Source organism: Staphylococcus saprophyticus subsp. saprophyticus ATCC 15305 = NCTC 7292 (assembly GCF_000010125.1).
GTDB classification, from domain to species: Bacteria; Bacillota; Bacilli; order Staphylococcales; family Staphylococcaceae; genus Staphylococcus; species Staphylococcus saprophyticus.
Genome location: NC_007350.1, coordinates 510010 through 524870 on the forward strand (window position 1 = coordinate 510010; position 14861 = coordinate 524870).

Consider the following 14861-nt stretch of genomic DNA (forward strand, 5'->3'; position numbering starts at 1 on the left):
ATAAGTATAAAAATAAGGCACCACTTTAGTATAGCCTTATGACTAAATTAAAGTAGTACCTTAAGTGTGAAGTTGATATCGAGGACTTAACAACCTACACTAGAACGCAATCAGCATATAGAGATGATTTTAATGTTGTGACACTATCTATCTACGAGCGTCTAATTAAGCAAGCGTTTAAAAAAATTGATTTCTATTACATTGCTTTATTTTGATGCCCAAACAATCTCATTATAATTTATATTTTCACGAACTTGTGAAGCGATATGTGCATCCAATTTATTATTTTGTACAAGTTTATCTAAGAATGCTCTTTGCATGTACAAACCTTCAAGTTTATGCGCTTCTGTAATAGAAGCGGGTGTTTGATTGTTTTTATTTTGATTTTTTCTAATTCTGTGTAATCTATTGTAATACTGGTTTAAAACAATATTTACTTCTAATACGTTGTCACTTGTTTGTTCAGACTTTAAGCGTAATGCAACGTTGTGATTTACAATACGCATGATTTTCTTTACTTCTTGGAAATTAGATTTAAATTGTTTTATCTGTGATGTGTCTGCATGTTTTTTAGCTCTAATTCTCAAAATGAGCATCTGTAATACTACTTTGAATTTATGAAGTGCAGATGATTCCTTGTATTGTCTAGAAGTTTCTAATGCAGAACGATAATTTAAAATAGTTTGACGGTCTACTTTGTTTTGAGAAACTAAGCGTTCCAACGTCTCAGATTCTTCTTCATTGGCAATATCTTCAAGACGCTTCATTTCCTTAGCATTATTATCTTCTGGTGACATTTGCAGTAAAAAGAATAATTCATCAAAATACTCTGATATAACAGTATTATAGTTTATAGACTCATCTTCTTTAGATTTAACTTTAAAGTGTTTAATTACATTTTGAACAATAAGGACTTTGGCAGCAACATAACTCATAGAAGTTGATGCTTTGCGTTGTTCAGACGGTGTAATTAATGGGAGAACGATTTGTGCCATGACTAAACTAATAATTACCATCAAAGAAGCAATAAATAGTAAGTCATTTTTATAAGTAAACGTTTGTTGCTGTGCTAGTAAAGTGGGCAAGGTTAGTGCCATAGATAGCGAAATCGTACCGTGAATACCACACATTGTCATGATAAATGCGTAATGCACCCGTTTTGGCGGTGTTTCTTGATTGTCATTTAAATAGGATTGAATGTTATTCGGATAGTAAAATTGTTTGAATAAGATGAACACCCAAATAAAACGAAATACATAAATGGCTAGAGCGATAAGTAACGTTGTGGTAATTAAAAATTTAATATTTTCTGGTTCTTTATTAATAATTTCAGAAACGACCTTTGGCACGATGAAACCTAACACTACGAAAACAAAGCCATTAAGTACATAACTTAAGGTACTCCAAATTTGATTGTAGTTCATTTGTAACTCTGTTTGAGCACGTATCAAACGATCTCTTTCAAATCCATGAATTAAACCAGCGATGACTACTGCGATAATACCGGACGCGTGTAACATTTCAGCGACAAAATAGACTGCAAAGGGAGTCAGTAATTGAATGAAAATCATTGTATTACCATCTTTAAGCCCTTTATTCATTGATAAATAAATACGCAAACGTACAATTAACATGCCGATAACAATCCCTATTACAACCCCTAATATTGTAGAAATAATAAATTGTTCAATTGCATCAAATGCAGAGAATGCGCCTGTTACTAAAGCAGTCACTGCTATTTTGAACGAAATAATACCAGCAGCATCATTTAACAGAGACTCACCTTCAAGTATAGATAGTGCCCCTTTTGGTAGGATTTTACCTTTAGTGATTGCTTGAACTGCAACGGCATCCGTTGGACAGAGGATTGCAGCAATTGCAAATGCTGCTGGCATAGGAAGTTCCGGCCAAATCCAAGCAATAAAGTAGCCGACGCCAATAACGGTAGTAAATACAAGCGCCATAGCCATCAAAATGATAGGTTTACGATATTCTAACAGCTTAGTTCTTGATACATGTGTGCCTTCAACAAATAGTAATGGTGCGATGACAGCCATCATAAATACTTCTGAATCAAATTCAAAATGCAAGGGGATAGGAAGGACATAAAGACAGACACCTAACGCAATTTGAACAAATGCCATTGGCACTTTAGGGAATTTATTGTGAATAATTGAACTGATTATCACAGCAATAATAAAGATTAGAAAAGCTTCTAGTAATAGCATAAAGACTCCTAGTTATTTTTTTGATTATTATATCTTATCATTATATAAAAATCATAGATAGTCATATATAGAATGTCACTAAATTTAATAAGTATTTCAAAGGATTGATTAGGCGCATCATTTAATACTATTTAACGGAATATGTCATAATGGTGATGTTAAGTTAATAGAGGAATGTGATAAATATGAACATTGGTGTTATTTCGGATTTACATATTGATAGGCATAAATCTCTAAAGCCAAAGGATTATGAATACGAACTCATCAAGGCAATACAGCGTAATCAAGTAGAATTATTATTAATTGCTGGAGATATTTCGAATAATTACAAGTTAACTCAAGCTTTTATTAAATCAGTAGAAGCACAAGCTCAAATAAAAGTTTTATTTATTCCGGGCAATCATGATTTCTGGTCTGCTGATACGAATGCTACATCAGCTGAAATCTTAGAAGAGTATATGGGGATGGAAGCCTGTTTAATCGGTAAACCATACCATTTAAATGACGCTTGGGCAATAGTGGGAAATACGGGGTGGTATGATTATTCATATGCAAGTCCTGAATTTTCACTTGAACGCATTGCACGTAGAAAATACTATGGTGCAACGTGGCAAGATAAGGTGAAAATTGATTGGCCCATGGACGATAGAAAATTATCGAGAATTGCAGCAAATCAAGCCATTAAAGATATAGAAAAAGTCAAAGACAAGCAAATTATTTTAATGACCCATATTGTGACACATCCGAAGTTTGCAGTGCCGATGCCACATCGATTATTTGATTATTTCAATGCTTTTATTGGAACATCTGATTTTGATGAAATTTATAAAAAGTATCCAATCCGTTATAGTATTATGGGACATGTACATTTTAGAAATCGTTTTGATGAACAAGGTGTCACTTATATTTGTCCGTGTCTTGGATATCAACGAGAGTGGCGTTCAGATGATGTGACTCGTGAAATAGATCATGCGCTAAATATCATTCAGATTTAAAACATGCAGAAACTATAAATAGGATAATGAGTTTAATTTCATTGTCGTTTAGTAAAAAAAGAGAACTAGCGCCCGATCAACCATAAGTGATTTTATCATTTTATGTTTGATTGGGCGCTCGTTTTATTAGCAGTTTTATGATAAATGAAAACTCATGCGGCCAGGCGCATCATAACTTTGCTCTAATTTTGATTTTTTGATTTTCATCAATTGATATTTGGTTGGTATTATAGCTGGTAAGATAAATGATTTTCCTAAGTGGGACCACAAGGGATCAATATAATAATAGTGTTGAGCATCATAACCAACGAGAACGGTGACGTGAATATTAGCTACTAACTTTGTTGGTTGGTTATCTAATTTATAAGTACGACGGTAAGGTCTTTTACCCAGTACGGTATGATAAATAACAACGGGTTGTCCTTGGTCTATAATGTGACATAAATCAGTTAAGGATTGACCAGTGCTATCAACGACATGATTTGAATAGCGTCTAAGATGTGGAACGAGAGCAGTTGGAAAAATAGTCTGATGATAACCTAGTTTTATCCATAAATGATGTCCTACGTATCCTTTATATGGGTTATTTCTATGTCTCGGCCAGTGACGCATAATTTCAGTGGCTGGTATGTTAAGGTGGTTAAATTGTAAAATCATTGCTGCAGAAACACCCTCACAACCCATGATCATCGGAATTGGAAACAATTGGCTGATGGGTTTTACTGATAAAATATTTGAATTCATGATGAAAATCTCCTAGTAAATTTTACTCAACAAAAGTGTGAATGAAGTTAATTGCTATTATTATATATCTATTCATAAAGATTGCCTATTAAGATGCTTGAATTTCGAAGTAATAGTTTGTCATGGATATTCTATATATGTTTTGGTTATAATAGCAAAAAAGAGGGTGGGGAATGCGAATGAATTATATAATTGAAGAGTTGCCAACGTTATCTGTTATTGGTGAGAAAAAGATATATGCCACTGGACAAAAAGCACAAGAAAATATTTTTATGTTTTGGATGGAATTTGATGATAGTGGAAAAAAAGATCAATTACTAGAGCTAGGAAATAATCAATTGCCGGGCTTACTTGGTGTTTGCAAGCCCCATGATAGTGGAGAGATACATTATTTGATAGGCGTAACCAGTGAACATAAATATGACAAATGGCGAAACATAGAATTGGAAGGTGGCAGATACTTAGTATTTGATGCTAAAGGGCCAGTACCAGAGTCAATTAAAAAAGCGATGCAACAAATTAACAAAGATATTTTACCTAAATTGGATTATGAAATAAGACATGCACCATTTTTTGAATTATACAAAGAAGGGGCCATTAGAGAAGATGACTATGTCACAGAAATATGGTTACCTATTGTTTAATAAAATAGAAAGTAATCACAAGTGGGACAGAAATCCAAGTCTCTAATAGCGTTTTCGTAGTCCTACCTATGCAATCAATGCAAGGATGACCTGGTTAAAGGTATAACTAAGCTAACGCTCATGCTCATGCATAAATCTTGCTAGCATTTTTATGTGGCAATATATGCGTTTGCTGATGCATCAGAATGACTCGTTTCTATAAAATGAAAAAATCTTTTCTTTAAATAAGTGAGACTTTGCATTTTCAATTCAGTCATCTATTACCTAATATAAAAAGAGGCTGCGACATCTATGTTTGTCGCAGCCTCTCATTATTTGATTTTTTAATTAGAACTGTTTTTGAACGTAAATGATTTTAATGAGATTTCGAGTAATACAATGAAAATCGTCGTTATAATCAGAATGATTATATAAGGCATGACACTATATTCTCCTTTTAATCCCACAAGTGGCGACATTATACCACCTAATATAAATTGGAATAAACCAAGTAAACTTGATGCATTGCCACTACCGCCAGTTCTAGATTCCATTGCCAAAGTAAAACTTAAAGGTCCGATTCCAGTAACAGGACAAACATTTAAGAAGAAAGCAATGACTAATACCCAAAGTGGTAAGTGGAATATAAGCGTAAAGCAAATTAGAATAACGCCAGCTATTTGAATCAAGGTTAGTAGTATTAATAACAAATAACGATTTATATATTCAACTAATGTAGCGGTTAACTGACTCACTATAATTAACCCGATACCGTTAATTGCGAATAAAATACTGAATTGTTGTGGCGTCATGTCATAAATTTTTTGAGTGATAAAAGGCGCAGCTGATGAAAAACTAAATAACATCACATACGTTAACCCTTGTAGTAACATAGGTATAATGAAAGCTGGTTTCTTTAATAAGGAACCAAAATCTTTAAAAATAGCTGAAAAGTTAAGTTTTGAGAGATGTCTACTTCTTGTTTCTTCCATTTTAAAAAAGGCAAATAACAAAATTGCAAAACTTATAATGGTTAATATTAAAAATATTGCTTTCCAATTTGCGATAGTTAGTGCATATCCTCCAATTAATGGCGCAATGATACTGATAATGCCATTAACAACAAGTAGAGACGCTAAGCCTTTAGCTAACGCTTTTCCTTTATGTTGATCGCCAATGGATGCTTTAGCAATGACGATGACACCACCGCCAGTTAACCCTTGTATGAGACGAAGTGTAAGTAAGATAGACAGCGAAGTCGTGAACACGGCTATTAATGAAGCGATGACATATAATGAAATAATAATTAATGCTACTTTTTTGCGACCATAAGCGTCTGATAGTGGTCCGAAGATAAATTGTCCAACTGCAAGACCAATCATTGCAAATGAAAGAGTGAGTTGTACTTGTGAAGCCGTTGTGTCAAAAGCATTTTGTACATTTGGAAGCGATGGCACATACATATCTATCGTTAAAGGACCAAAGGTAGTCATGATTCCCAACATAATGATGATCATGATGGGTAATCGGGGATTTGAAGTTTTGTCCATATATAATACTCCTTAAAAATCGGATTAAAGTATAGTGTGAAAAAACGGATAATTTCTTAACTAGACTATTATCCCATACGTAAAGATAAATGCAATGGGAAAATTTCTTGTAGAAATGCAATGTATGTTGCATGATATCAACATTGTTATATAATACAATAGATTATGAATAAATTTAATGTAGCATATTTACAATGAATCACAATACGAATCATTTAAATCACACAATTGAGATACAAGATAGATAATGTTTGGTTATAAAGGAGTAAATGAATGAGCTTAAGTAAAACACAATATGAAGTAATTAAATTCATCATAGTAGGTGGCATAAATACGTTTAATTATTATGTGGTCTATTTAATATTATTAAAATTATTAGGTATTAATTATTTAATCAGTCATGTAAGTGGGTTTGTAGTCAGCTTTATTATTTCGTATTATTTGAACTGCTATTTTGTTTATAAAGTAAAACCTACATGGCGAAAATTTATACAATTTCCGTTGACACAGGTTGTAAACATGGGAATGCAAACAGGTTTATTATACGTATTTGTACAATGGTTTCATATATCATCGGTCATTGCACCGTTTGCTGGATTAATTATCACGATTCCAATTACCTTTGTCTTATCAAAATATATATTAAGAGACGAGTGATACAAAGTTCCTGTTATAAAAGGGAACACCAACTTTATTTAGTCTTTTTAGTTGAAGGAAACAACCAAGAAATCAATTTCTAATAATTAATTTCTTGATTGTTTCCTTTATTTTTATGCAATTTGATAGTGATTTTTAGGAAAGGCTAAATAAATAATTAAAATAATTATATTAAATAATTTTATAATAAAAAATGTTGTAAATGTTGTTTTGATGCGTCATAATATATTATCCAATATCAATTAAGGTGGAAACAGACATGACACAAAGTGAGAATTTAAAAATCGCTCAAAAAGGCGCATATCTTAGTTTAATTGTTTATATCATTCTGTCTATAGTAAAGTATTTTGTTGGTTATGTATATGACTCAGCAGCAGTAAGAGCGGATAGTTTAAATAATATGACGGATATTATCGTTTCGCTAGCTGTAATTATAGGATTGAAAATTTCAATAAAACCTGCGGATAAAAATCATCCATACGGTCATTTAAAATCAGAAAATATTTCCACACTGCTTGTTTCATTTATTATCATGTTTGTTGGTATTCAAGTTGTTATAGAAAATTTCCCTCGAATTTTTTCAGGGGCACATGCAACACCAAATGCAATCACGATTTATGTCAGTGTTATCAGTGGTGTCATCATGATCATAGTCTTCTTTATTAATCAAAAATTAGCTAAACGTACAAATAGTAGTTCTCTAAATTCTGCAGCAAAAGATAACTTGTCTGATGCTTTGGTCAGTATTGGTACGGCTATTGGCTTAGTATTTACACAAATCGGCTTTTCAATTGTGGATATCATATTAGCGACAATCTTAGGCCTACTTATAATATATACAGGCTTTGGAATTTTTAAAGAATCTATCTTCACTTTGAGCGATGGATTCAATGAGCAAGAATTAGATGCATATAAAAATTATGTCTTAGAAATAGAAGAGGTTATTGATGTTCAGTCAATTAAAGGTCGATATCATGGCAGTAGCATCTTTGTAGATGTCACTATTGTAGTGGAATCTGATTTATCTTTGGAAGAAGCACATCATATTTGTGACAAAGTAGAACATCACATGCATGAAAAAGGTATTTCTTCAGTTTATGTACATCCAGAACCTGTTTCCATACAATGAAAAATGAGCGTGTCAATATGTGACTTGACTGTAAAAGCGTTTGAGATCTAAATATTCATATTTTAACTATCAGTTATTTTGTATATAAAAATGATGTTATCAAAATCAGTTATGCTCTTACAAAGGCATTTATTGCTTTCTTGAGTAGCTTTAAATACAGGCCTAATTAGAATCAATAATGATTTGATATCATCGTAAAAAAACAGCAATTTCTATTTTATTACAATAGAAATTGCTGTTTTCATTAGTCTAAGTTATTTATTTTAAAGTCACTCTCGTGACATGATACTTACCACCAACCGTTAGCTAAACGGAAGTCAATTGCTGCATCTATTGAACCATAACGGTCTTCAGCATATTTAATCATACCTTTAGTTTGTTCTTCAACTGAGCCTTTTCCCCAAGCTTCTTTCGTTTGTCCTAAACCTCTATATCCTAATTCATTTACTGCATCAGGATTACCACTTGATTCAGGCATTACAATATTGTCCCATAATGCTTTAGTTCCACCAGCTTCGATAAATTGGCTGTATACATCGCTATTAGATTGAGATGATTGTTGTACTGGTGTTTCTGCAGCATCCGCTGTTGATGTTACGCCGTATCCAGTAGCTGCAATTGTAATTGATGCGAAAGATGCTAATAATAATTTTTTCATAGTTTAAAAATCCTCCTAATGAATGTACCTGTCTGTTTTAATATAATGAACAGGTTTGTGTTCTAATTTGTTTAAAGTACTATTTATTTAATTTACTGCCTTATTTGCTTTGCTTTTTTTCAACGATTACAACTATAACACCTAATTTTATAACGTAGGTTACAGTAAAATAAAAAGAAAGTATCTTTTGTGAATAAAGGACTACAATTATTTCAAAAGCTATTGTAAATTGTTATAATTTTAATATATCAAAGCAAAGACGACAGCATAAATGCGATTATTAAAGTATTTATGGGATATGTTATGCATATGCGAATTGTAATATTACTGTAAATATCGCAAAAAATTTAATTTCACTTAATGAAAGAAGGAATATTATGCCAAAATTAATTTTATGTAGACATGGACAAAGTGTGTGGAATGCAGAAAACCTATTTACAGGATGGGCAGATGTTGATCTATCAGAACAGGGCGAAAATGAAGCCATAACATCTGGTAAAAAATTAAAAGCACAAGGCATTGAAATCGATATAGTTTATACATCTTTACTCGAACGTGCGATTAAAACAACTTATCACTTATTAAATGAATCTAATCAATTATTTATTCCTATAATTAAATCTTGGAGATTAAATGAAAGACATTATGGTGGTTTACAAGGACTAAATAAAGATGATGCACGTAAAAAGTTTGGTGAAGATCAAGTACATATTTGGAGACGTTCATATGATGTTGCACCGCCAAAACAAGATGAAGCACAACGAGAAAGTTATTTAAATGACCGTAAATATGAACATTTGGATAGACGTGTCATGCCTGAATCTGAAAGCCTAAAAGATACGTTAGTAAGAGTGATACCGTATTGGAACGATCAAATTTCTCAACAACTTTTAGATGGTAAAACAGTGTTAGTATCAGCTCATGGTAATTCATTACGTGCATTGATTAAGTATTTAGAGAATGTTTCTGATGAAGATATCGTTGGATATGAAATTAAAACAGGTGCACCATTAATATATGAACTTACAGATGACTTACAAGTTATAGACAAATATTACTTATAATTGAAAGTAATAGTAAATAGCCTTTAAAAAGCAAACCAGTCAGAAAAAATAATTTTAATAAGAGTTTGTAGTAGTAGGGTACCAAGGATAGCTAATCAAATAGGTTATCTAAAGGAAGATAATTATTATGCATATATTTAAAAGAGTCTGAGACAAAAATAGATGTCTTAGACTCTTTTAATTGTGGAAAAAATAGTTGGATATTAAAAATAACGTGGCATGTTTAAAATGACAGCGACATGCTATGAAGATAAATTATTTACTACGCTTATGTTGTTGAATAATTTTGCGTGCGCGTTTACGTGTTTTGATATTAGGACTATTTAAATTTCTACGTGCTGTTTGTAAGTCTAATTTCATACATAAAACCTCCTTTATAGAAATTGATTATGAATTAAAAAGTACGTTTTGTAAATAGTAATTATTACGATTTACGATTAATTTTTTATCTAATAACCTAATTTGTAAAAATCACCATTTTTTTGAGTTATTTTAATGTCAGATAAACATTTTATATGTATAATGCATAAATGCGACAAATAAATATGCTAAAGACGAATGTGTAAATAGGAGATAAAAATGACTCAAAAAACAAAAATAATTATGATTCTAATGATGTTGTTTGGTGGTTTCTTTGGACTATTAAATGAAACACTGTTAACAACCGCATTACCGAGTATAATGAAAGATTTTGATATAGATTATACGCAAGTACAATGGCTTACAACTGCCTTTTTATTAACAAACGGCATTGTTGTTCCGTTATCAGCAATGATTATACAACGTTTTTCAACAAGACAAGTTTTCTTAACTGCAATTTTTATATTCTTTATCGGTACAATCATTGCAGGATTTAGTCCGAATTTTACGGTTTTATTATGTGCAAGAATTGTGCAGGCAATGGGATCAGGTATTATGATGCCATTAATGATGACTACAATTTTAGATATTTTCGAACCACATGAACGTGGTAAATACATGGGTACCTTTGGTTTAGTTATCGGTTTAGCGCCTGCCATTGGTCCAACGCTTTCAGGTTATTTAGTGGAGTATTTTGATTGGCGTTCACTATTTCATGTCGTTGCGCCGATTGCAGCGCTAACATTTCTTGGTGCGATAAAATTTGTGAAAAATGTTGGTACCAACAGGAAAGCGCCTATTGATATATTATCTATAGCCTTGTCAGTCTTAGGCTTTGGTGGTTTACTTTATGGGACAAGTTCTTTATCTCGAGATGGATGGAATGATCCTGTTGTACTGACAACAGTTATTGGCGGCTTAATATTAGTCGTGTTATTCATTTTCCGTCAAACAAGATTAGAAACCCCGTTACTTGATTTTTCAGTATTTAAAAATAGTCAATTTGCAGTGGGAATTGTTATCATGGCCTTTACGATGATTGCTATGATAGGTTCGGAAACAGTATTACCAATGTTTGTGCAAAATATTATGAAAGATACAGCATTACAGTCTGGTTTAATATTATTACCTGGTGCAATTGTGATGGGTATTATGTCTGTGGCTTCAGGTTTCCTATATGAAAAATATGGTGCAAAAATACTTGCATTTATAGGTATGCTGATTGTCGTTGTAACAAGTTCATACTTTATATTTATGGATGAAAACACATCATCAGCTATATTAGCGACAATTTACGCTATTAGAATGATTGGTATAGCACTTGGTTTAATGCCACTTATGACGCATACAATGAACCAATTGTCACGAGAGATGAATGCGCATGGCTCATCTATGACTAATACAGTTCAACAGATATCAGCTTCCATAGGGACGGCAGGTTTAATAACAATTATGAGTCAAGTAGCAAAAGACTTTTCACCTAATATGAGTGATTATAAAGGAATGGATAAAAAAGAAATGGCAATGCAAATACAACATGAAGCATTGTTAAGTGGTTATCACGCAGCATTTTGGTTTGCTGTAATCATTTCTATTATCAGTTTAATCAGTGTATTTATGCTTAAAAGTAAACGTAAAATAAATCAAGAGCAACAAGAACTCGAACAACAACAAAGCAAATAATTATTAAAAGACCGAAACTGTCTGCAGCGTGTATGTTGCCGACAGTTTTTATATTATTATCGAGCAAGACGAATTTAGTGTTTTAAATGATAGGATTATGGTATTTTTAATGTTACATCATAAGATTTATAGGAAAAGGGTGAAAGGCTTTATAGAACATTCGATGCGTTTATATGAAGAACCATTTCGGTTAGTAAGTAATAGTACAAAAACTGTAGAAGTTAGATTGAATGATGAGAAAAGACAAGCAGTGCAAATAGGCGATTTCATAGAATTTACTAATTTAGCAACAGGTGAACAAGTGAAGGTGAAAGTGGATAATGTTAAAGTGTACGATTCGTTCCAAGCATTACTACAACATTATTCAAATAAAGAAGTAGGTTTTAGTGATGAGATACAATTATCTCAAAAATTAGCATCTATCTATCAAATATATAATCAAACTGACGAACTTCATTTGGGTGCATTAGCAATTGAAATACATTTAGTTCCATAATAGAGAAATGTATTTTGTAAAAGCATAACTTAGTACATGAAAAAAGGTTTAGGACATCAAAACATGTCCTAAACCTTTTTTATTTCATAGTTACACAATGAGGCTATAATTTTCCAATTCGTTTTCCTAGTTTGTAGAGTAATGGTTTGATTGGCTTAACAAAATCTCCAATATATTCTTCAACATCTGCATTGAAGCCTTTTTTGAACTGTTGAACGCCATAATCAATGGCGTCTTCACTAAAGTCACCAGTGATCCCGTAAAAATTATAACGATCGATATTGTGATTCTTTGCAAATTTAATCATTTCCCACTGCAGCTTATAAGCACCCATATAGGCATTATAGTCTGGATTAGAACCACTAGATAAATAATATACTTCATAATCATTATAAATATAGATAGCAGCTGCTAAGTCTAAGACTGGGCCATCCGTCGTAATTGTCTTATTAGTATCATCAATTTTGCGTTGTGTACTGACAATTTGTTGATTAAGTTGTGTTTGTTTCGTTTTTTGTTTTTTAGAATTTGGACTTTCTTGTAATGCAGCTTCCACGTCTTTCATTTGATGATTTAATGTGTCTAGTTTTTGTTTAAGGCCGTTAACGTATTCGCTTAAATCAATATATGCTAATTGTATTGAAGCAAAGCCCTGGTAATCTTTTTGTAATTGTTCAAAGTATGGTTCGTCACGGAAGCTGAAGCCATGTTTTTCTTCAGCCATCTTAAATAGTTTGAAAAAACGATCGGTTTCTTCTATAGGAAGTTGACGTACTTTAACGCCCATTTCTTCAGTACGTTTGATATTACGTCGCGTTTGGTAATCCATTTCTTTAAGTAATTGTTGTTCTGATTTGTCTTTTAAATCTAAGACAGATAGCCAACGTATTTGGCTCGTTTTTGAATAACCTACAGGATAACCTTGATGTTTATAACCTAGTTTTTCTAAAGTGCTTATAAGCATTCGATTATCGTAAGATTTCTTGATTTCGCCATCAGCATTTCTCAAGTTTTCTAAGATATACGGATCAAGTAATACGTATAGGCAATTATGTTGTTTAAGATATTTTGTTAATTCGCTAAAGTAAAAATCAACTAGTGACAAATTGGTATAGTCTAAGATAGGTCCACGTTGACTATAAAAATATTTAAAGAATTTTAGCGCGCGTGCTTCTGTAAACATACCAGCAGCAATGACTTCGTCATTGTCGTCTTTAACACCTAACAAGTGTGCATTGTATTGAGCTTCATAATTAACACGTGATTGTGTGTAATGTGAAAAGTGATTTTGTGTGAATGTTTGGAATTCTTCAGGGGTAAGATTCACAAAGAACATATATTTTGCCTCCTTAAATGGCAACGTTTATTTTGAAATTGAGTTGGACAACTTATAAGTAGTATACCAAATTTACTATTAAATGCCATGTTTTACAAAAAAACAGATTGCAATATTAAAAATATTTTTATTAAATAGTGTATCACATTGGTAGGCTATATACTTTAAAAATATTATAGTACATTTTGCTAATTCAGTGTATGATATTACTTACGGTTATAATGTATATCAAAGTATTTAATTTAAAAAGAGGATTGTTTTAGGAGTGAAATAAAGTATGAAAAAGATTATAACGCTAATTGTCATCTCTACATTAATGATTGCTGGGTGTAGTAGTGGTAAATATGCAGATAAAATAGATAAAGCAGTAAATAAACAACAACATTATCAGAAAAAACTTGCAGAACAACACAAAGGTGATATTGAACGCAAATTTGACAAAAAAGATGCCAATATATATGTATATGAAAAAGGCAAATTTGTAATCATTGCCTATAAACCTATTAAGAATGATGAAGAGATTCATTATTATGCTTATGAATATAAAGATGGTAAAACAACATTTAAAAAAGATTTTAATTCAAGAGGCTATATACAGAAACATGACCCAGACTATAAAGAAGAAAATATGGATTTAGACGAATAACGAGTAAATGAAATTGAGGTGTAATAAATGAAAAAAGCATGGTTATCAATCGTGCTAGTGCTTACACTTGTATTAGCAACTGCTTGTACCAACCCAGAAGATACACATAAAGATGATAAAACAACGTCTGATGGGAAAATAAAGATTATTGAGTATGGCGATTTTAAGTGCCCATATTGTAAAAAAGTCGAAAAAAATGTAATGCCAAAATTGAAAAAGCACTATATTGATACAGATAAAGTGGACTATCAATTTGTTAATATGGCATTTTTAGGTGATGATTCTATTATTGGTTCAAGAGCAGGTCATGCTGTACAAAGGCTAGCACCAGAACAATATTTAAAATTTCAAGAATTAATGTTTAAACAACAACCTAATTCAGAAAAAGCATGGATTACAAATCAAATAGTTGATCAACAAATAGATAAACTTAAAATTAATACGACGCTTAAAAAAGAAATCAAAGACGACTATAAACAAGAAAATAGTAAATCTTGGGTAGCTGCAAAAAAGGATCAAAAGCAATATAAAGATAACCATATTGAAACAGCGCCTACTGTTTTCGTCCATGGCCAAAAAGTAGAAGATCCTTATGATTTTGAGAATTACAAAAAAATATTAGAAAAAGAGTAGAAATTTAACTAAAAGTTGTAATGAGCACAGACAAGTATAATCACATTTTTGATTTTACT

The 14861-nt window shown here is 31.8% G+C and carries 15 protein-coding genes; 9 read left to right on the forward strand and 6 right to left on the reverse strand.

All coding sequences use genetic code 11. From position 1 onward, the window contains the following. Positions 1-206 precede the first annotated feature (206 nt). Entirely contained in the window at positions 207-2228 is a 2022-nt protein-coding gene (locus SSP_RS02315; protein WP_011302433.1) for a cation:proton antiporter, read from the reverse strand. A 185-nt stretch (positions 2229-2413) separates the two neighbouring features. Here SSP_RS02315 and SSP_RS02320 point away from each other — a divergent pair, with 185 nt between their 5' ends. Then, entirely contained in the window at positions 2414-3223 is an 810-nt protein-coding gene (locus tag SSP_RS02320) for a metallophosphoesterase (protein ID WP_011302434.1), read from the forward strand. 135 nt (positions 3224-3358) lie between these two features. Here SSP_RS02320 and SSP_RS02325 read toward each other — a convergent pair whose 3' ends face one another. Beyond that, positions 3359-3967, reverse strand: coding sequence for a C39 family peptidase (locus SSP_RS02325; protein WP_011302435.1), 609 nt, complete (start codon positions 3965-3967; stop codon positions 3359-3361). Positions 3968-4146: 179 nt separating this feature from the next. Here SSP_RS02325 and SSP_RS02330 point away from each other — a divergent pair, with 179 nt between their 5' ends. Further along, positions 4147-4611, forward strand: a complete 465-nt coding sequence (locus SSP_RS02330; RefSeq protein ID WP_011302436.1) for a GyrI-like domain-containing protein — start codon at positions 4147-4149, stop codon at positions 4609-4611. Positions 4612-4934: 323 nt separating this feature from the next. On the opposite strand, the gene SSP_RS02335 is transcribed toward SSP_RS02330, so the two are convergent. After that, entirely contained in the window at positions 4935-6140 is a 1206-nt protein-coding gene (locus SSP_RS02335) for a multidrug effflux MFS transporter (RefSeq protein ID WP_011302437.1), read from the reverse strand. 273 nt (positions 6141-6413) lie between these two features. Here SSP_RS02335 and SSP_RS02340 point away from each other — a divergent pair, with 273 nt between their 5' ends. Both SSP_RS02340 and SSP_RS02345 read left to right on the forward strand, forming a co-directional pair. After that, positions 6414-6797 (forward strand): GtrA family protein, encoded by a 384-nt coding sequence (locus tag SSP_RS02340; protein ID WP_011302438.1) that lies wholly within the window; start codon positions 6414-6416, stop codon positions 6795-6797. Between the two features lie 259 nt (positions 6798-7056). Next, a complete protein-coding gene (locus SSP_RS02345; RefSeq protein WP_011302439.1) occupies positions 7057-7926 on the forward strand; it encodes a cation diffusion facilitator family transporter in 870 nt (289 codons plus the stop codon). 289 nt (positions 7927-8215) lie between these two features. Here SSP_RS02345 and SSP_RS02350 read toward each other — a convergent pair whose 3' ends face one another. Continuing rightward, on the reverse strand, positions 8216-8584 hold the full coding sequence (locus tag SSP_RS02350; protein ID WP_011302440.1) for a hypothetical protein: 369 nt from the start codon (positions 8582-8584) through the stop codon (positions 8216-8218). A 377-nt stretch (positions 8585-8961) separates the two neighbouring features. Here SSP_RS02350 and SSP_RS02355 point away from each other — a divergent pair, with 377 nt between their 5' ends. Then, on the forward strand, positions 8962-9648 hold the full coding sequence (locus SSP_RS02355) for a 2,3-diphosphoglycerate-dependent phosphoglycerate mutase (protein WP_011302441.1): 687 nt from the start codon (positions 8962-8964) through the stop codon (positions 9646-9648). A 255-nt stretch (positions 9649-9903) separates the two neighbouring features. Here the strand turns inward: SSP_RS02355 and SSP_RS12945 are convergent, their stop codons facing one another. Then, the gene (locus SSP_RS12945) at positions 9904-10008 is read right to left on the reverse strand and encodes a putative metal homeostasis protein (RefSeq protein WP_011302442.1); all 105 of its coding nucleotides are present in this window, start codon (positions 10006-10008) and stop codon (positions 9904-9906) included. Between the two features lie 219 nt (positions 10009-10227). Here SSP_RS12945 and SSP_RS02360 point away from each other — a divergent pair, with 219 nt between their 5' ends. Both SSP_RS02360 and SSP_RS02370 read left to right on the forward strand, forming a co-directional pair. Beyond that, positions 10228-11691 carry an MDR family MFS transporter gene (locus SSP_RS02360; RefSeq protein WP_011302443.1) on the forward strand — a complete coding sequence of 488 codons (1464 nt, stop codon included), beginning with the start codon at positions 10228-10230 and terminating at the stop codon, positions 11689-11691. A 163-nt stretch (positions 11692-11854) separates the two neighbouring features. Beyond that, positions 11855-12187, forward strand: a complete 333-nt coding sequence (locus SSP_RS02370; RefSeq protein WP_077461007.1) for an ASCH domain-containing protein — start codon at positions 11855-11857, stop codon at positions 12185-12187. Positions 12188-12290: 103 nt separating this feature from the next. Here SSP_RS02370 and SSP_RS02375 read toward each other — a convergent pair whose 3' ends face one another. Further along, positions 12291-13523, reverse strand: a complete 1233-nt coding sequence (locus SSP_RS02375) for an aminoacyltransferase (RefSeq protein WP_011302445.1) — start codon at positions 13521-13523, stop codon at positions 12291-12293. 277 nt (positions 13524-13800) lie between these two features. Here SSP_RS02375 and SSP_RS02380 point away from each other — a divergent pair, with 277 nt between their 5' ends. After that, on the forward strand, positions 13801-14169 hold the full coding sequence (locus tag SSP_RS02380) for a cystatin-like fold lipoprotein (RefSeq protein ID WP_011302446.1): 369 nt from the start codon (positions 13801-13803) through the stop codon (positions 14167-14169). Between the two features lie 27 nt (positions 14170-14196). Then, on the forward strand, positions 14197-14802 hold the full coding sequence (locus SSP_RS02385; protein ID WP_002482443.1) for a DsbA family protein: 606 nt from the start codon (positions 14197-14199) through the stop codon (positions 14800-14802). Positions 14803-14861 lie beyond the last annotated feature (59 nt).